The sequence below is a fragment of the Pseudomonas sp. NFPP12 genome (genome assembly GCF_900103205.1).
Taxonomy (GTDB): Bacteria; Pseudomonadota; Gammaproteobacteria; order Pseudomonadales; family Pseudomonadaceae; genus Aquipseudomonas; species Aquipseudomonas protegens.
Genome location: NZ_FMWW01000004.1, coordinates 261,111 through 280,838, shown reverse-complemented (window position 1 = coordinate 280,838; position 19,728 = coordinate 261,111). Strand labels below are relative to the sequence as shown.

Genomic DNA, 19,728 nt, shown 5'->3' with positions numbered 1-19,728 from the left:
ATTTGCGACTGTCATCAGAATGTAAGACGACCAGCCTAGACCAGCTTTCCAGGTTGCCGGAGGCGCATGGGTACAGGCTCGGTTCACTCTGTTTTCCGATTGTTTTCGCAGGTACAAAAATGACAAGCAGCGAAGCCACGGCCGTCCGTTTTTCTTTGTCCCAGCGTGCGCTGGGCCTCAGTGCTCCAGGCACCTCGAGCATGCGTAGCAAAGCCAACGCCCTGAAGGAAAGCGGGATCAAGGTGATCAATTTCGCCGCCGGCGAATTGTCCTTCGATGCCTGCGAGGACATGCGCGCCGGGGCCATCGAAGCCATCGCCAATGCGCGCAACCGCTACACCCCGCCCATCGGCCTGCCGGCCCTGCGCGAGAAGCTCGCGCAACGGGTCAGCCAGCGCACCGGGGTGGAGTTCGCCGCCAATGAAGTGGCGGTCACCGCCGGGGCCAAGCAGGCGCTCTACAACGCCTGCATGGTGCTGCTCAACCCCGGGGACGAGGTGATAGTGCCGACCCCGTACTGGGAAACCTTTCCCACCCAGATCCGCCTGGCCGGCGCCACCCCGGTGTGCGTCCAGACCCGCGCCGACCACTACCGGCTGACGGTGGACGCGGTGCGTGGCGCGCTCACCGAGCGCACCCGGATGATCGTCATCAACACCCCCAACAACCCCACCGGCACCGTCTATGAACGCGAGCAACTGCTGGCCATCGCCCAGTTGGCCCAGGAGCGGCAACTGTGGGTGATGTTCGACGAGTGCTATCGCGGCCTGGTGCGCGAAGGCCACGAGCACCACAACATCCTGGCGCTGTGCCCGGCATTGAAAGGGCAGACGGTGCTGATCGATTCCTTCTCCAAGAGCCAGGCGGTGACCGGCTGGCGGGTCGGCTACGCCTGCGCCCCGGCGCCGGTGATCGCGGCCATGCACAACCTGCAGGGGCACACCACCTCAAACCCCAGCAGCCTGTCCCAGTACGCCGCGCTCAATACCCTGAACGCCGATTCGTCGCACTTTGCCGACCTGGTCAACCCGTTCCTGCAACGCCAGCTGCACGCCGCACGCACCTACCTCGACCGCCTGGAAGGGGTGAGCTATGCGCCGCCGGAAGGCGCCTTCTACCTGTATATCGATGTCTCTTCCCGGCTCGGCGGCTCCTACCACGGCGAAGCGGTGCGCGATGTGGATCACCTGGCCGACCTGCTGCTGACCGAGGCGCACATCGCGGTGGTGCCCGGCTCCGGTTGTGGCGACCCCCACTGCATCCGCATTTCCTACGCCGTGGAATATGAGGAACTGATCGAGGGCCTGGGCCGTTTCGCCCAGTTCATCTCGGCGATCGTCATCGACTGAAGCGGCTCCCGGCAGCCCAGCCCCCAGGGGAATCAAGCCCGTTCCCGAGCCCGCCGTGGCCCGGGCCGGCGTCGTTCATCTTGTTGTCCGTGAAGTGAAGAACAATTACAGGAGAAAAACATGGAGAGTTCCCGCAAGGAGTTCATCGGCTACGTGCACCAGGCCCTGGTGGATGTCGAGGACCGCAACCTGGTGGAGGCCCTGCTGACGGGCTTTGAAAACCACCCCGACAAGCTGGACGGCTACTGCCTGACCTACCAGCGCATGACCTCGCGCAAGTGGTCCGAGGACTCGCTGTGCACCTTTTTCTGCGGCTGGCGCAGCCCGGATGGCGCGGCCCATGCGGTGTCCAGCATCATCGTGCGGCTGCTGCAGGAGTCCGAGGACCTGCCCGGTGATGACAACAAGCTCAAGCTGCTGGAGGCGGCCCGGCACTGCGGCGAGATCATCGTCGAGGACGTCGGCCTGGGTGAGATGCACGGCCATCCCCACCATTCCAAGCTCTACCACCGCATGGCCTCGGCCATCTGCGGCTCGGACAACTGGCGCCTGCAGGACAAGTACCTGAACCCCATCACCAAGGAGTTCTCCACCTGGGTCGGCGAGAAGCGCCCGCTGGCCCCGAACCTGGTGGAAGCCCTGGAGATGATGGCCCTGACCGAGCTGTTCAACACCGGCGAGTACAACCTGATGACACCGCTGTGGAAGAACTGGCTGCGCGAATCCTGCGGTTACCCCGCCGGGGAAGCCAACCGCATCGCCGGCTTCCTCAGCGTTCACTGCGGCGCCGTCGAGGCCCGGCATTTCCGCCACGCCACCGACGCCCTGAAGCTCTACACCCAGGCCACCGGCCAGCAGGTCAACTACCGGCGCATCGCAGCGCTGTCCGATGAGTACGTGCTGCGCGCCTGCCAGCACCTGGAGAAGATGGCCTCCGTACTCAAGGAATAAGCGCCTGCCAACCAGGCCGGGCAGGGCGCCTGCCCGGCACCGCAGGCCGGACCCTCATTCATTTATTGGAGAACTACCCACATGCGTCTTGAATCCGACTCGATGGGTTCCATTTCGGTACCGTCCAACAAGTACTGGGGAGCCCAGACCGAACGCTCCATCCACAACTTCCCCATCGGCCGTGCACGCTTCCAGTGGGGGGCGCCGATGATCCGCAGCATGGGCATCCTGAAGAAGGCCGCGGCCCTGGCCAACCTCAAGCTCGGCGAGCTGCCGGAAGCCATTGCGCTGCCCATCGTCAAGGCGGCGGATGAGGTGATCAGCGGGCAACTGGACGAGCATTTCCCGCTGGTGGTGTTCCAGACCGGTTCCGGCACCCAGTCCAACATGAACGCCAACGAAGTGATCGCCAACCGGGCCATCGAGATGCTCGGCGGCGAGCTGGGCAGCAAGAAGCCGATCCACCCCAACGACCACGTCAACCGTGGCCAGTCGTCCAACGACACCTTCCCCACGGCGATGTACATGGTGGTGGTGACGGAGATCTTCGAAACCCTGCTGCCGGGCGTCTCGGTGCTGCGCGACACGCTGTTCGAGAAGGCCGAGCAGTACCGCGATGTGGTCAAGGTCGGACGCACCCACTTGCAGGACGCCACCCCCATCACCCTGGGCCAGGAGATCGGTGGCTGGGTCGAGCAGATCGACTACGCCCTGGCGGCCATCCAGCACAACCTCACCGGCCTCTACGACCTGGCCATCGGCGGCACGGCGGTGGGCACCGGGCTCAACTCCCACCCGCAGTTCGGCGACGAGTGCGCACGAATCATCGCCGAGCTCACCGGCTACCCGTTCAAGTCCTGCGCCAACAAGTTCTTCGCCCTGTCGGCCCATGACGCGCTGATCAACACCTCGGCGGCGATCCGCACCCTGGCCATGGCCCTGATGAAGATCGCCAACGACGTGCGCTGGCTGGCCAGCGGGCCGCGCTGCGGCATCGGCGAGATCGACATTCCAGAGAACGAGCCGGGCTCCTCGATCATGCCGGGCAAGGTCAACCCGACCCAGTGCGAGGCGCTGACCATGGTCTGTACCCAGGTCTTCGGCAACGACGCCACCGTGGCCTTCGCTGGCAGCCAGGGCAATTTCCAGCTCAACGTCTACAAGCCGGTGATGGTGCACAACGTGCTGGAAAGCATCACCTTGCTGGCCGAGTCCTGCCGGGCCTTCAACGACCACTGCGCGGTGGGCATCGAGCCGAACCGGGCGCGCATCGAGGCCAATATCGAGAAGAACCTGATGCTGGTGACCGCCCTCAACCGCCACATCGGCTATGACAAGGCCGCGATCATCGCCAAGACCGCCCACCACGAGGGCAAGTCGCTGCGGGAAGTGGCCCAGCAGCTGGGCTATGTCTCGGCGGCGGATTTCGACCGCTACGTGGTGGCCCTGGACATGACCCACCCCTGAGCGAACCCGGTGTTCCCCAACCACAAGAGGCGTGTGAATCCCATGCAGGAAGCTGATATTCGCCGAACCAACCTGAGCCAGTTGCTGCGCCGCAAGCGCTGCCTTCGCGTGCTCGAAGCCCACAGCCCGATCTCCGCCCTGCTGGCGGAGCAATCCAGGCTGGAGCGGGGCAGCGGACCGAGCCTGGTCTACGACGCCATCTGGTCCAGCTCCCTTACCGACTCGACCCACAAGGGCCTGCCGGACATCGAGATCCTCTCGCCGAGCAACCGCTTGCACGGCATCCGCGAGATCTTCGATGTGTGTTCGTTGCCGATGATTTTCGACGGTGATACCGGGGGCAAGGCCGAGCACTTCGCCATCCACGTGAAGATGCTGGACCGGGCCGGGGTCTCGGCGGTGGTGATCGAGGACAAGTGCGGGCTGAAGAAGAACTCGCTGTTCGGCAACGCGGTGAGCCAGCTCCAGGACTCCATCGAGGAGTTCTGCGAAAAGATCCGCGTGGGCTGCGCCAACCGCAGCCACGAGGATCTGCTGATCATCGCCCGTTGTGAAAGCCTGATCCTCGACAAGGGCATGGACGATGCCATCGAGCGCTGCCTGGCCTATGTCGCGGCCGGCGCCGACGGGATCATGATCCACAGCCGCAAGAAGGACGGCCTGGAGATCCTCGAGTTCGCCCGGTTGTTCCGCCGCCACTGCCCGCGGGTGCCGCTGATCTGTGTGCCCACCAGCTACGCTCACTTGAGTTTCGACGAGCTTGAGGGGGCCGGCTTCAACGCGGTGATCTACGCCAACCACATGCTGCGCAGTGCCTACATGGCCATGCGTGATGTGGCGGTGGGGATTCTCGAGCATGGCCGGACCCTGGAGGTGGAGCCGCGATGCCTGGGCATCGACGAGATCCTCGACCTGGTGCCGGGCACCCGTTAGGCACTCGCGGCCAACCCCCTTCGCAGGGCCGTGGAACGGGCGTGCTTTATCCGATTCCACTCCGAGATTCGGAACGTTCTGAATTCAGAATTTTCCTACAGACGCTGTGGGGGGCGCTGTCTAGACTCGCTCCCCGTTCGCCCGGCCAGCTACCACAGGCAACACGCTGAATGGCGGTGGTTGGTCAGGGCGGGCTGCAACACGGCTGTACCTGCCTGCCCGGTCCATGTTTCGCCTACTGCCCTGGCTGACCGGGTTGGTTCTACAGCGTGGGGCACTCAGGGCCCCGGTCCCCGCATCCCCCCAACATCTCATCGCCCCAGCCCCCTGATACCCGGCCGTCGCCAGTGGCTCAGGGCAAGGTCTGGGCGCGGGCCAGGCCCGGTGCCTGCGCGTCATCCTCCCAGGCACCACCCAGGGCCCGGAACAGATTTACCTCGGCCAGCAACTGCGCCAGGCGGTCGTTGATCAGCCCTTGCTGGGCGCTGAACAGCGAGCGCTGGGCATCGAGGAACACCAGGTTGCTGTCGACGCCGATGCGGTAGCGGTGCTCGGCCAGGTTGTAGTAGTCCTGGCTGGCCTGCACCAGGCTGTGCTGGGCACTCAGTTGCTGCTGGAAGGTCTGGCGCGCGGCCAGGCCGTCGGCGACTTCCTGGAAGGCAGTCTGGATGGCCTTTTCATACTGGGCGACGCTGATGTCCTTCTGCAGCCGGGCGTAATCCAGGCTGGCCCGCAGGCTGCCGGCATTGAAGATCGGCAGGTTGATCTGCGGCTGGAAGGTCCAGGCCCCGGCACCACCCTTGAACAGCCCGGACAGCTCCTTGCTGGCGCTGCCGGCGTTGGCGGTCAGGCTGACGCTGGGGAAGAACGCTGCACGGGCCGCGCCTATATTGGCGTTGGCGGCCTGCAACTGGTACTCGGCCTGGAGAATGTCCGGGCGCCGCTGCAACAGGTCCGAGGGCAGGCCCGCAGGCACCTGGGCCAGCATGCCCTCGGCCAGCCCGCGCCGGGGCAGGGCGTCGGGCAGCGGCGCCCCCACCAGCAGCGCCAGGTTGTTCAGGTCCTGGGCCACCTGGCGCTGGTAACGGGCCAGGCTGGCGCGGGCACTGTCGACGCTGGTGCGGGCCTGGGCCACATCCAGGGCCGAGATCTTGCCGGCGCTGCCATTGCGGGCGGTCAGGCGCAGGCTCTGTTCGTCCGCGGCCAGGGTCTTGCGGGTCAGCTCCAGCAGCTCCTGGTCGGCACACCAGCTCAGGTAGGCCGTGGCGACATTGGCCACCAGGCTCAACTGCGCGCTGCGCCGTGCCTCTTCGCTGGACAGGTAGGTCATCAGCGCCTGCTGGCTGAGGCTGCGGATGCGCCCGAAGAAGTCCAGCTCATAGGCACTGATGCCCAGGTTGGCGGAGTAGCTGGAGCTGATCAGTGCCTTGCTGCCGGTCATCCGTTCCGGCAGGCGCTGGCGCTTGCCCGAGGCGCCGGCGCTCACCGCCGGGAACAGGTCGGCACGCTGGATGCGGTACTGGGCCTGGTAGGCCGCGACATTCAGCGCCGCCACTCGCAGGTCGCGGTTGTTCTGCAGGGCGCTGTGAATCAATTGCTGCAGCAACGGGTCCTGGAACAGTCCCTGCCAGTCGGCCCCCGGGTTGCCGGCAGCGGGGGCGAAGGCTGCGCCCTGTGGGTACTGGGGCGCCACGGGAGCGGTCGGGCGCTGGTAGTCCGGGGCCAGGGAGCAGCCGCCGAGGGCCAGGGCCAGGGCCGCCAGGGTCAGTGGGGAATTACGCATTGATCAGCCTCGTGACAAGGACATCCTGATGGCGGACAGCCAGGGGCGTGCGGGCGGTTTCAGGCGCCGACCATCCACTTGGCCAGCCCGTGACGGCCGCTGACCCCGAGCTTGGCGGCGGCGCGCTTGAGGTAGGTTTCCACCGAGCTGTTCTTGACGCTCAGGCGCTGGGCCATTTCCGGCACGGTGCCGCCGGTCAGCAACCCCAGGCAGACTTCCTTTTCCCGCGCCGAGAGGGTGATGTCGCCCAGGGACAGGCGCTCATCGAACTCCCGTTGCAGCGGTGTCTGCTGCAAGGCATCGGCGGGCTTGGCACTCCAGCTGCGCAGGTTCTTCAGGGCCTGTTGCCGGTGCAGCTGGGCGTGGCGTTCCAGCAACGGCAGCAGGGTCTGCGACAGGCTCTTGAGAAACGACAGTTCGGACAGGGAAAAGCCGCCCTGGTCGGGAGCCCGGTAGAGGGCGATGACACAGCGGCGATTGGCTTTGCGCGAGACCAGGTGGCATTGGTGCGCGGTGGTGCGGGAAGGGCCGCTGCGGGCCTGGGCATTCATTTGAATCAGCAGTGAGTCGTCCATTTCCAGCATCTGCTGCAGCAGTGGGTCATGGCGTCGCGGCGGCTCCGGCAGTGGCAGGTCCTTGTGCAGCCCGGCGCGCCCCAGCAGGGTAATGGCCAGGGGGCTGGCCTGGCGTTCGTCCAGGGTCCATTCGCTGAGCACCAGTTGGGTCAGTGGCACCAGCTTGTCCACCAGTTGCAGCATTTCGCTGGCGAACTGCGGGTGGCCGGAGCAGGAAATCAACTGCCCCAGTTCGAAGTAGAAGTGCGGGGTTTCCAGGTTCGCAATACTGCTGGTCAGACTCATATCCTTATCATCCTTGATCGAGACAAATCGCTGATCGACGCGCGCTTGCCGCGGCATGCCGTGGCAGATTCCCGATGAACCTGATCCAGTTCCCGGGCGTTGATTTAAGCCTATGGCTTTGCCTGGCGTCTGTAGGGGGAAACCGGGACATCATGGCCCTGCCAGGGCCTCGCCAAGGCTCTGGGTCAAGCCCTTGCGACGGCCCCGTCGCCCCCGCCGGCGGGGTGTTTCCCGGCGTCAAGGTTGCCCGAGGGGCAAGCCTGCGGTGGAACGCAAAAGCCCTCCGCAGGCCATGAGCGTCGTTCACGCGTAGCCAATTTCCTACAGCCGATTCAGCTGATCAGCAGAGCTGCTGCAACAGCCCGGCGCGGTGCTGCCCGAGGTGCCCGACCGGGGCCGGAACTGTCCGGGTTTCGGGTGACATACAGGCCCTGGGGCCGATGCTTAAATCCGCGGACGCCGGTGCCCGGGCCCATCACATGAGAAGGATCTTATGACGCATTTTTCCGCCGCAGCCGTGGGCGCTTTCGTCGCGCCAGTCACCCCAGCCAGCCACTGCCCGCCATGGGCCGGGCACCCCGCCCGGGGGCGCGCATGAACGCCGGTCCGGTACAGGCCCGGGGCCTGCCGCTGACCGCCGGGCAGCGCGATATCTGGCTCGACCAACTGAGCCGGGGCGACTCGCCGCTGTACAACATCGGCGGCTATGCCGTGCTCAAGGGGCCGTTCCGGCCCGAGCTGATGCAGCGCACCGTGGAGCTGCTGGTGGACAAGCACGACGTGCTGCGCACGGTGCTGTCCCTGGAGGGCAGCGTCGACGGTCTGCCCTTGCAGCACTTCGACCGGCAGTGGCCGGTGGAGCTGGTGTTCCATGACCTGTCCGCGGCGGCCGATCCGCTGGCGGCGGCCCAGGCGCAGATCCGCCGGCAGATGCAGCAGGCGTTCAAGCTCGACGGCGAACGGCTGTGCCGCTTCTCGCTGTTCCGGGTGGGCCCCGAGCATCACCTGATGGAAGTCGAGGCCCATCACCTGATCCTCGACGGCTGGGGGTTTGCCCAGCTGTCCCAGTCCCTGGGCGGGCTCTACAGCGCCCTGGCCAGCGGCGAGGAACCCCAGGCCACGGCGCCGTCCTTTGTCGACTTCATCGAGGACGACGCCCGCTACCACCAGTCCAGCCGCTATGCCCGGGACCGCGACTACTGGCTGGACAAGTACCAGAGCCTGCCGGAGCCGGTGCTGCGCCCGCGCTACCGGCCCGCCGCCGACGCCGCGACCCCGGGGGCGACCCTGGTCCAGGCGTTCCCCGCGGCCTTGCACGAACGCATGAAGGCCCTGGGCAAGAGCACCGGGGCCTCGGCCTTTCATGTGCTGCTGGCGGCGCTGCATGTGTACTTCACCCGCACCCTGCAACGGGACGAATGGGTCCTGGGCATGCCGGTGCTGAACCGCCCCAATGCGGCCTTCAAGGTGACCCTGGGTTCCTTCACCCAAGTCAGCGCGGTGCGCATGGACTTCGGCCGCGAACTGAGCTTCGAGGCCCTGGTGGGGGCGGTGCGCGATGTACTGAAACAGGACTTCCGCCACCAGCGCTTTCCCCTGAGCGAACTCAACCGCGCCCTCGGCCTGCTGCGCGAAGACCGCGCGCAGCTGTTCGAGCTGTCGCTGTCCTACGAACTGGAAGACCTGGACTACCGCTACGGCGAGGCGGCGGCCTCGTCGGTGAAAGTCTCCAACCGCCACGAGCCCACGCCCCTGGCCATCCACCTGCGCAGCAACAGCTTCGATGACAGCGCCTGGATGCACTACGTCTACGACTCGGCGTATTTCCAGCCCGAGGAAATCGAGGCCCTGGCCGCGCGCCTGCTGCATGTGCTGGAGCAGGGGCTGGACAATGTGCAACTGCCGGTGGCCCGCTTCTCCCTGCTGCCTGCCGCCGAGCTGCGCCGCTTGCAGGCCTGGAACGCCAACGAACAGCCAGCCGCCGCCGAACAGCGGATTCACGCCCGGGTCGCAGCCTGGGCCCGGCGCACGCCCCAGGCCATTGCCCTGGTCGCCCAGGGCCAGGCCCTCAGCTATGAACAGCTCGACCGCCGGGCCAACGCCCTGGCCCTGCACCTGCGCGAGCTGGGAGTGGGGCCGGATGCGCGGGTGGCCATCGTCGCCCGGCGCAGCCCGGAAACCCTGGTGGGGCTGCTGGCGATTCTCAAGGCCGGCGCGGGCTATGTGCCCCTGGACCCGGCCCATCCGACTGAGCGCCTGGCCTTCCTGCTGCATGACAGCGCGCCGCGGGCGGTGTTGACCCAGGGCGCCCTGCGCCAGTGCCTGCCGACGCTGAACGTGCCGCTGATCGACCTCGACAACGGCCAGTGGCTGGACGGCCCTGGCGAGATTGCCGAGGCCGCCGGGCTGACCGCCGAGCACCTGGCCTACGTGATCTACACCTCCGGCTCCACCGGCCAACCCAAGGGCGTGATGGTGGAGCACCAGAGCCTGTCGAACCTGGTGGACTGGCATGGCCGGGCTTTCGACCTCCAGGCTGGCAGCCACACCTCATGCCTTGCCGGTTTCGGCTTCGATGCCATGGCCTGGGAAGTCTGGCCGGCCCTGTGCGCCGGGGCGACCCTGCACCTGGCGCCGGTCAGCGACGGCCCCGAGGAGCTGGACCGCCTGCTGGCCTGGTGGCGCGCCCAGCCGCTGGAGGTGAGCTTTCTGCCGACCCCGGTGGCCGAGTACGCCCTCAGCCAGCAACTGGGCCACCCGACCCTGCGCACCTTGCTGATCGGCGGCGACCGCCTGCGCCAGTTGCCTGCTGACCCCGGGTTTGCCGTGATCAACAACTACGGCCCCACCGAGGCCACGGTGGTCGCCACTTCCGGTGCCATCGAGGCCGGGCAGGCCCTGCATATCGGCCGGCCCATCGCCAATACCCGGATCTACCTGCTGGATGAACAGCAGCAACTGCTGCCCATCGGCGTGCCCGGCGAGCTCTATGTGGGCGGTGGCGGGGTGGCCCGGGGTTACCTCAACCGCGATGGGATGAATGCCGGACGCTTCCTTGCGGACCCCTTCAGCGACCGTCCCGGCGCGCGCATGTACCGCAGCGGCGACCTGGCTCGCTGGCGGGAGGACGGCAGCCTGGAATACCTGGGGCGCAACGACGATCAGGTGAAGGTCCGCGGCCTGCGCATCGAGCTGGGGGAAATCGAGACCCGCCTGGGGGATCACCCGGCAGTGCGCGAGGCGCTGGTCCAGGCCCGGGACGGTCAGTTGCTGGCCTGGTTCATTCCGCGCCAGGCGGTCACGGCCCTGCAACTGCGGGAATTTCTGCGCCAGCAGTTGCCGGAGTACATGTTGCCCATGGCCTACGTACCGCTCGACGCCTGGCCGCTGACCGGCAACGGCAAGCTGGACCGCCGGGCGCTGCCGGCGCCGGGGCCCGAGGACCTGATCAGCCGCGCCTACGAGGCGCCCCGGGGCCCGCTGGAAATCACCCTGGCCGGGCTCTGGAGCGAGCTGCTGCAGGTGGAGCAGGTGGGCCGCCACGATCACTTCTTCGAACTGGGCGGGCATTCGCTGCTGGCCCTGCAACTGATCCAGCGCATGGCCCAGGCCGGCCTGCAGGCCGATGTGCGGGTGCTGTTCGGCCAGCCGACCCTGGCCAGTCTCGCTGCGGCGGTGAGCACCGGGCAGGTCGTCGAGGTCCCGGCCAACCGCGTTCCGCCCGACTGCCAGCGCATCACCCCGGCGATGCTGCCCTTGGTGGAGCTGGACCAGGGCAGCATCGACCGGGTGGTGGCCTGCATCCCCGGCGGCGCTGCCAATGTGCAGGACATCTACCTCCTGGCGCCGTTGCAGGAGGGCCTGCTCTATCACCACATGACCGCCGACCGCGATCCCTACCAGCAGCACGCGCTGTTCGCCTTCGCCCGGCGCGAGGACCTGGACGCCTTCGCCCTGGCGCTGCAGGCAGTGATCGAGCGCCACGACATCCTGCGCACCAGCCTGGTCTGGGACGTGCTGGAGCAGCCGCTGCAGGTGGTCTGGCGCCAGGCCCGGCTGACGGTGCAAGAGTGGCAGGCCGGGCCCGGCGGCCATGTAGCGGAGCGACTGCGCGAGCACTTCGACCCGCAGCACAACCCGCTGGATATCCGCCAGGCGCCGATGCTGGCCCTGGCCTGGGCCGAGGACCGGGCCAATGGGCGCTGGATCGGCCTGCTGCGCTTCCATCACCTGGTCAACGACGCCACCAGCACCGCGGTGCTGCTGGCGGAAATCGCCGCCCATGTGCAAGGCCGGCAAGCCAGCCTGGCGCCGGCCTATGCCTACCGTGACTACGTGGCCCGCACGCGCCAGGGGCAGGCCGCCCACAAGGCGTTCTTCGAGGCCGGCCTGGGCACGGTGGACGAGCCGACCCTGGCCTTCGAACTGCAGGAACGGCCCGGGGAACAACTGGACCTGCAGCACGCCAGCGGCCTGCTGGAAGCCGAGCTTGGCCAGCGCCTGCGGACCCAGGTGCGCCAGCTCGGGGTCAGCGCCGCCAGCCTGTTTCACCTGGCCTGGGCCCTGGTACTGGGGCGTACCAGCGGCCGTGAGGACGTGCTCTTCGGCAGCGTATTGCTGGGCCGCCTGCAAGCCGGGGCGGGGGCCGACCGGGCCCTGGGCATGTTCATCAACACCTTGCCACTGCGCCTGGAGCTGGCGGGGCTGACGGTGGCCGAGGGGCTGGGCCAGGCCCAGCAGCGCCTCAGTGCCTTGCTCGCCCACGAGCAGGCGCCGCTGTCCCTGGCCCAGCGCTGCAGCGCGGTGGCGGCGCCGACCCCGCTGTTCAATGCCTTGCTCAACTATCGCCACAGCCTCGGCGGCGACCTGTTGCAGGGTTTGCCTGGGGTCGAGTTGCTGAGCAGCGAAGAGGTGCTCAGCTACCCGCTGATGCTGGCGGTGGACGACCTGGAACCGGATTTCCGCCTGGGCTGCCGGGCCCCGCGGCGGATCGGCGCGCAACGCCTGCTGGGCTACCTGAGCACCGCTCTCGAAGCACTGGTGCTGGCCCTGGAGCAGGCGCCGCAGACGCCGTTGCACAGCCTGTCGATCCTGCCGCCGGTGGAATCGCGCTACCTGCTGCAAACGCTCAATGCCACCCGTTCGCAATACCCGCGGGAGCTGACCCTGCATGCCCTGTTCGAGGCCCAGGTGCGGCGCACGCCCGAGGCCATTGCACTGCAGGCCGGCGCGCGGCAACTGAGCTACCGGCAGCTCAACCAGCGCGCCAACCAGCTGGCCCATTACCTGCGCGAGCAGGGTGTGGGGCCGGATGTGCGAGTCGGGCTCTGCGTGCAGCGCAGCCCGGAACTGCTGATCGGCCTGTTGGGCATCCTCAAGGCCGGCGGTGCCTATGTGCCCCTGGACCCGGACTACCCGCTGGAGCGCCTGCGCTACCTGGTGCAGGACAGCCAGCCACTGGCGGTGCTGGTGCACCAGCCGACCCGCGAGCTGCTGGGCCCGCTGCCCCTGTCGCTGATCGACTTCGACCGCAGTACCTGGGAGCAGGCGCCGCAGCATGATCCCGTGGTGGCAGGGCTGACGGTTTCGCACCTGGCCTACGTGATCTACACCTCGGGTTCCACCGGTACCCCCAAGGGGGTGATGGTGGAGCACCGCGGCCTGGGCAACCTGATGCACTGGAGTTCGCAGCTGTGTGGCGAGCGGGCCCGGGGCACCCTGCTGCAAAAGGCGCCGTTCAGTTTCGACGGCTCGGTCTGGGAGCTGTTCTGGCCCCTGGTCACGGGCATGCGCCTGTTGCTGGCGCGGCCCGACGGCCAGCGCGATCCGCTGTATCTGGCGCAATTGGTGCGCGAGGAGCAGGTGAGCATGATCAAGTTCGTGCCGGCCATGCTCCTGCAATTTCTGCAGCTGGAAGAGGCCGGCCAGTGCCACAGCCTGACCGATGTGTTCTGCGGCGGCGGCGAGCTGACCGAGGCGATTGCCCGGCTGTTCCGCCAGCGCCTGCCCGGAGCCCGTTTGCACAACGTCTACGGCCCCACCGAGGCCACCGTGGACAGCAGCGCCTGGACCCTGGAGCCAGGGGCGGCGGTGCCGCCGGTACAACTGCCGATCGGCAAGGCCATCACCAACACCCGGCTGTATGTGCTGGATGCCCATGACCAGCCGGTGCCCCAGGGCGTCAGCGGCCAGCTGCACATTGGCGGGGTCGGGGTTGCCCGGGGTTACCTGGGCTTGCCGCAGTTGCAGGCCGAGCGCTTTATCGACAGCCCCTTCGTCGTCGGCGACCGGCTGTACCGCAGCGGTGACCGGGTGCGCTACAACGCTGACGGCGACCTGGAGTTCCTCGGGCGCAACGACTTCCAGGTCAAGCTGCGGGGGCTGCGCCTGGAGCTGGGGGAAATCGAGGCGCGGCTGGCCAGCCACCCGGCCCTGCGCGAGGTGGCGGTGCTGATGCGTGGCGAGCGCCTGGTGGCCTATTTCAGCCTGCACCCCGGGGTGGCGGCGCCGGGGATCGAGGCGCTGCGGGCCCATGTCCTGGAGCGTCTGCCGGAGTACATGGTGCCGGCAGCCTATGTGCAACTGGCGGCGCTGCCCCTGAGCGCCAACGGCAAGCTGGCGCGCGATGCACTGCCGGAGCCGGGCCTGGAAGCGGTGCTGAGCCGCGATTTCGAGCCGCCCCAGGGGCCGCTTGAAACCACCCTGGCGCGGCTCTGGGCCGAGGTGCTGCAAGTGGAGCGGGTAGGGCGCCACGACCACTTCTTCGAACTGGGCGGGCATTCCCTGCTGGCGGTCAGCCTGGTGGCGCGGATGCGCCAGGAAGGCCTGCACGCCGATGCCCGCCTGTTGTTCAGCCAGCCGACCCTGGCGGCGCTGGCGGCCCATACCCTGGGCCAGTTGCAGCGCCTGGAAATCCCCGCCACCACCATCCCCCAGCTCAAGCGCCAGCGGCGTCTCTGAGGCCGCTGCAAGTGCTTTTCCCCGCGCCGGCCCCAGGGCCGGCGCGGGCCGTGGTGCCTCAGCGGGACAGGCCCCGCGCCATGTCCCGGCTTCCCATGTCAGCCCCGCTGCGGCGGATGTTTTAGCGTCTGCGAGCTGCCAGCAAGCCTGGCGGGCTCACTGTCCCTGGTGCTTTTTGCGCAACGGCGCGACAGCCCCGCGCGGTGCCTGGCAGCGGCGCTTGTCGCCCGTCCGGGCAGCGGGGCGCCGGTGAAAGGTTGCATCTGAAACAAGGACGTTCTCTTCAACCGTTTCCGAATTCTCAGGCAGGTTACAAGATGCAGTTCAGCGAATTGATGGCAGTGCTTTCGACCCTGGCGATCCGTCTTCAACGGGAACAGGAAGACCTGCTCGTCCAGGGCGATGACGAGGCGCTGGACGACGGGCTCTGGGACAGTCTGGTGCAGCACAAGGCCCGGCTCCTGGAACTGCTCGACGGCCAGGGCGGCAGCTGGCTGAGCCCGGCCTTCAGGATCACCCCGGACATGCTGCCCCTGGTGCAGCTGGACCCGCCCGCCATCGAGCGCATCGTCGCCGCAGTGCCCGGTGGCGCCGCCAACGTGCAGGACATCTACCCCCTGGCGCCGCTGCAGGAGGGCATGCTCTATCACCATTTGTCCGCCGCCCAGGGCGACCCCTATGTGCTGCAGGCGCGCTTCGCCTTTGCCAGTGCCGAGCGACGGCAAGCCTTCGCCGAAGCCTTGCAATGGGTCATCGACCGCCACGACATCCTGCGTACCGCCATAGCCTGGGAAAGCCTGGATGAGCCGTTGCAGGTGGTCTGGCGCCAGGCGCCGCTGGTGATCGAGGCCGTGGCGCTGGCCCCGGCCGACGGCGATGTGCTCGGCCAGCTGCAGGCCCGCTACGACTCCCGGCACTTTCGCCTGGACCTGCGTCAGGCGCCGCTGCTGCGCCTGGTGCACGCCGAGGACCCGGCCAACCAGCGCCAGGTGGCGCTGCTGCTGTTCCATCACCTGGCCCTGGATCACTCCGCGCTGGACCTGGTACGCCAGGAAATCCACGCCCGCCTGCAAGGGCACAGCGAGCGCCTGCCGGCCCCGGTACCGTTTCGCAACCATCTGGCCCAGGCCCTGGCAAGCCGCAGCGAGGCGGCCCACGAACGCTTCTTTCGCGAGATGCTCGGCGATATCGACGAGCCGACCCTGCCGTGCGGCCTGGGGGATGTGCAGGGCGCCGGACGGGTGATCGAAGAGGCCCGGCTGACCCTGGACCGCGAGCTCAGCCAGCGCCTGCGGGCCCAGGCCCGGCAGTTGGGGGTGAGCAGCGCCAGCCTGATGCACCTGGCCCTGGCCCGGGTGCTGGGCCAGCTGTCGGGGCGCGAAGCGGTGGTGTTCGGCACCGTGCTGCTGGGCCGCATGGAGGCCGGCGAAGGCGGCGAGCGGGCCCTGGGCATGTTCATCAACACCTTGCCGCTGCGGGTGGATGTCGGCGCCCAGGGCGTGCGCGCCGGGGTCCTGGCCACCCATCAGCGGCTCAGTGCCTTGCTCGCCCATGAGCATGCGTCCCTGGCCCTGGCCCAGCGCTGCAGCGGGGTCAGTGCGCCGACGCCGCTGTTCAGCGCCATGCTCAACTACCGCCACAGCCACGCCGCCGATGGCGCCCAGGTGCAGGAGGTGGCCCCGGGCATCCAGGTGCTGGGCGCCGAAGAACGCACCAACTACCCGCTGACCATCAACATCGATGACCTGGGAGAGGATTTTTGCATCACCGCCCTGGTGGATCGGCAACTGGGCGCCGAGCGCATCGCCGGCTACCTGCTGACCGCCCTGGAGAGCCTGGCCCTGGCCTTGCAGAGCACTCCGCAGGCACCGCTGTACAGCCTGGAGATGCTCCCGGCCAGCGAGCGCCGCTACCTGTTGCAGGGCCTGAACACGCCGCTGGGGCACTACCCGGACAGCCCGCTGATCCACCAGCAGGTGGAAGCCCAGGCCCGGGTCCAGCCCGAGGCCCCGGCGCTGCTGTTCGGCGAGCTGCGGCTGAGCTACGGCGAGCTCAACCGGCGCGCCAACCAGGTGGCCCACCGTTTGCTGGCGCTGGGCGTACGCCCGGACCAGCGGGTGGCGATCTGTGTCGAGCGCGGCGTGGAAATGATCGTCGGCCTGCTGGGCATCCTCAAGGCCGGCGGCGCCTACGTGCCCATCGACCCGGCCTACCCCCGCGAGCGCATCGCCTACACCCTGCAGGACAGCGACCCGGTGGCGCTGCTGGTGCAGGCCGGCACCCAGTCCCTGGTGGCCGACCTGCGGGTGCCGCTGATCGACCTCGACAGCCGCACCCTGGCCCATGAAGCCCAGGACGACCCCGAAGTGCCGGGGCTGACCCCGGCCCACCTGGCCTATGTGATCTACACCTCGGGCTCCACCGGCCTGCCCAAGGGGGTGATGGTGGAGCACCGCAACGTGGCCCGGCTGTTCAGCGCCACCCGTGACTGGTTCGACTTCAACTGGCGGGACGTGTGGGCGCTGTTCCATTCCTTCGCCTTCGATTTCTCGGTGTGGGAGATCTGGGGGGCGCTGGTGCATGGCGGCCAGTTGCTGGTGGTGCCCCAGGCCGTCAGCCGTTCGCCGGATGACTGCTACCGGCTGCTCTGCGAAGCCCGGGTGAGCATCCTCAACCAGACCCCCAGCGCCTTCCGTTCGCTGATCGCGGCCCAGGACCAGAGCCCCCTCAAGCACTCCCTGCGCCAGGTGATCTTCGGCGGCGAGGCCCTGGAACCGGGGATGCTCAAGCCCTGGTATGCCCACCTGGAAAACGTCGGCACCCAGCTGGTGAACATGTACGGCATCACCGAAACCACGGTGCACGTGACCTATCGCCCGTTGCAGGCGGCGGACGCCCAACTGGTGGGCAGCAGCCCCATCGGCCGGCGCATTCCCGACCTGCAACTGTATGTGCTCGATGCTCACCGCGAGCCGCTGCCCAGCGGCGTGGTGGGTGAGTTGTATGTGGGCGGCGCCGGGGTTGCCCGGGGCTACCTCAACCGCGATCAGCTGACCGCCGAGCGCTTTATCGCCGACCCCTTCAGCCACGAGCCGGGGGCGCGGCTGTACAAGACCGGCGACCTGGCGCGCTGGCGCAGCGACGGCAGCCTGGAGTACCTGGGGCGCAACGATGACCAGGTGAAGATCCGCGGCTTTCGCATCGAGCTGGGGGAGATCGAGGCCCGCCTGGCGGCTTGCGACGGCGTGCGCGAAGCGGTAGTGATCGCCCGGGAAGACACCCCGGGGGACAAGCGCCTGGTGGCCTATGTGATCCCCCGGCCGGGGGCCGCTGCCAGCGCTGCGCAACTGCGCGAGCAACTGCAACAGAGCCTGGCCGAGCACATGCTGCCCAGCGCCTTTGTGACGTTGCAGGCCTGGCCCCTGACCCCCAACGGCAAGCTCGACCGCAAGGCCCTGCCGGCGCCGGACGGCCAGGCCCTGGCGCGGCGTGAATATGCAGCGCCCCAGGGCGAGGTGGAACAGGCCATCGCGACGATCTGGCAAGAGCTGCTGGGCTTGCCGCAGGTCGGGCGCCAGGACAACTTCTTCGAGCTGGGCGGGCACTCGCTGCTGGCGGTCAAGCTGATGGAGCGCATGCGCCAGGTGGACCTGTGCGCCGATGTGCGGGTGCTGTTCGGCCAGCCGACCCTGGCCGCGCTGGCGGCGACCGTGGGCGGGCAGCGCGAGGTGCAGGTGCCAGCCAACCGCATCGCCGCCGATTGCCGCCACATCACCCCGGACCTGCTGCCCCTGGCGGACCTCGATCAGGCCGCCATCGACCGGCTGCTGGCGCGGGTGCCCGGCGGCGCCGCCAACGTCCAGGATATCTATGCCTTGGCGCCCTTGCAGGCGGGGATCCTCTATCACCACCTGAGCAGCGCCGAGGGCGATCCCTATGTGCTCCAGGTGCAGTTCGAATTTGCCGGCGAAGACGCCCTGCAAACCTTCACCCTGGCCTTGCAGCAGGTTATCGCGCGCCACGACATCCTGCGCAGCAGCATGGCCTGGGAAGGCCTGGAACAGCCGGTGCAGGTGGTCTGGCGCCAGGCGCCCCTGGACATTCAGGTGGTCGAGGCGGACCCGGCCCAGGGCCCGGTGCTGGAGCAGCTGCAGGCGCGTTTCGACCCCCGTCGCTACCGCCTGGACCTGAGCCGGGCGCCGCTGCTGCAACTGGCCTGCGCCGCGGACCCGGGGCAGCAGCGCTGGCTGGGCCTGCTGTTGTTCCACCACCTGGCCCTGGACCACAGCTCCCTGGAGGTGTTGGTGGAGGAGATCAGCGCGGTGCTGCAGGGCGCTGCCGCGCAGTTGCCGGCGCCGGCACCGTACCGCAACTATGTGGCCCAGGCGCGCCTGGGCCATGGCGAGGAGCAGCACCAGGCGTTCTTTCGCGAGATGCTGGCGGACATCGACGAGCCGACCCTGGCCTTCGGCCTGCAGGACGTGCAGCGCGACGGCAGCGGCATCCGGGAGCGTCAACTGCGCCTAGACCCGGCGCTGTGCCGGCGCCTGCGGGAGCAGGCGCGGCACCTGGGAGTGAGCCTGGCCAGCCTGCTGCACCTGGCCTGGGGCCGGGTGCTGGGGCAACTGGCGGGCCGCGATGACGTGGTGTTCGGCACCGTGCTGCTGGGAAGGATGCAGGGCGGCGCCGGTGCCGACCGGGCCCTGGGCATGTTCATCAACACCTTGCCGTTGCGGGTCAGTGTCGGGGAACAGGGCGTGGCCGAGGCCTTGCGCGCCACCCATGCCCGGCTGGCCCGATTGCTGGGCCACGAGCACGCCTCCCTGGCCCTGGCCCAGCGCTGCAGCGGCGTGCCGGCATCGCTGCCCCTGTTCAACAGCCTGCTCAACTACCGCCACAGCGCTGCCGACACCGCGCAGCAGGGGCCGGCGAGCTGGGAGGGGATCCGCGTGCTCGAGTCCCGGGAGCGAAGCAATTATCCCCTGGCGCTGAATATCGACGATGACGCCCAGGGCCTGCGCCTGACCGTGCAGGCCGTGGCGCAGGTGGACGGCGATCGGGTCTGTGGCTACCTGCAGTGCGTGCTGGAACACCTCGCCCAGGCCTTGGAGCAGACCCCGGCCCTGGCCCTGGAGGACATCCCGGTACTGCCGGCGGCCGAGCGCCGCCAGGTATTGCTGGAGTTCAATGCCAGCACCCGCGACTACCCGCGCCAGCACACCGTGCACCGGCTGTTCGAGGCCCAGGCCCAGGCCCACCCGCAGCGGGTGGCGGCGGTCGAAGGCCAGGCGCAGCTCAGCTACGGCGAGCTCAATACCCGGGCCAACCAGTTGGCCCGGCACCTGCTGGAGCTCGGGTTGCAGCCCGGCGACCGGGTGGCGATCCTGTTGCCCCGGTCCCTGGACCTGCTGGTGAGCCAACTGGC

The 19,728-nt window shown here is 68.3% G+C and carries 8 protein-coding genes (1 of these 8 cut by a window edge); 6 read left to right on the top strand and 2 right to left on the bottom strand.

The features are described 5' to 3' along the window. Positions 1 to 119 precede the first annotated feature (119 nt). The 4 genes from BLS75_RS18305 (at position 120) to aepX (ending at position 4,700) form a co-directional block, all read left to right on the top strand. Positions 120 to 1,349, top strand: a complete 1,230-nt coding sequence (locus BLS75_RS18305; protein WP_072451508.1) for a pyridoxal phosphate-dependent aminotransferase — start codon at positions 120 to 122, stop codon at positions 1,347 to 1,349. A 120-nt stretch (positions 1,350 to 1,469) separates the two neighbouring features. Beyond that, on the top strand, positions 1,470 to 2,300 hold the full coding sequence (locus BLS75_RS18300; RefSeq protein ID WP_015634930.1) for a hypothetical protein: 831 nt from the start codon (positions 1,470 to 1,472) through the stop codon (positions 2,298 to 2,300). Positions 2,301 to 2,381: 81 nt separating this feature from the next. Next, complete coding sequence (gene fumC / locus BLS75_RS18295; RefSeq protein ID WP_011060441.1) at positions 2,382 to 3,767, top strand: class II fumarate hydratase; 1,386 nt, start codon at positions 2,382 to 2,384, stop codon at positions 3,765 to 3,767. Between the two features lie 42 nt (positions 3,768 to 3,809). Continuing rightward, positions 3,810 to 4,700: a phosphoenolpyruvate mutase gene (aepX, locus tag BLS75_RS18290; RefSeq protein WP_011060442.1), complete on the top strand. Its 891-nt coding sequence runs from the start codon at positions 3,810 to 3,812 to the stop codon at positions 4,698 to 4,700. A 352-nt stretch (positions 4,701 to 5,052) separates the two neighbouring features. On the opposite strand, the gene BLS75_RS18285 is transcribed toward aepX, so the two are convergent. Both BLS75_RS18285 and BLS75_RS18280 read right to left on the bottom strand, forming a co-directional pair. After that, positions 5,053 to 6,483, bottom strand: a complete 1,431-nt coding sequence (locus BLS75_RS18285; RefSeq protein ID WP_072451507.1) for an efflux transporter outer membrane subunit — start codon at positions 6,481 to 6,483, stop codon at positions 5,053 to 5,055. Between the two features lie 59 nt (positions 6,484 to 6,542). Next, the gene (locus BLS75_RS18280) at positions 6,543 to 7,343 is read right to left on the bottom strand and encodes a helix-turn-helix transcriptional regulator (RefSeq protein ID WP_072451506.1); all 801 of its coding nucleotides are present in this window, start codon (positions 7,341 to 7,343) and stop codon (positions 6,543 to 6,545) included. 594 nt (positions 7,344 to 7,937) lie between these two features. Here BLS75_RS18280 and ofaA point away from each other — a divergent pair. Together ofaA and ofaB are read left to right on the top strand one after the other, a co-directional pair. Continuing rightward, complete coding sequence (gene ofaA, locus BLS75_RS18275) at positions 7,938 to 14,303, top strand: orfamide A non-ribosomal peptide synthetase OfaA (protein WP_072451505.1); 6,366 nt, start codon at positions 7,938 to 7,940, stop codon at positions 14,301 to 14,303. 317 nt (positions 14,304 to 14,620) lie between these two features. Continuing rightward, positions 14,621 to 19,728, top strand: partial view of an orfamide A non-ribosomal peptide synthetase OfaB gene (gene ofaB / locus BLS75_RS18270; RefSeq protein WP_072451504.1) — the 5' portion only. 7,996 nt of this gene lie beyond the right edge of the window; only the first 5,108 of its 13,104 coding nucleotides appear in the window; it begins with the start codon at positions 14,621 to 14,623; the stop codon falls past the right edge of the window.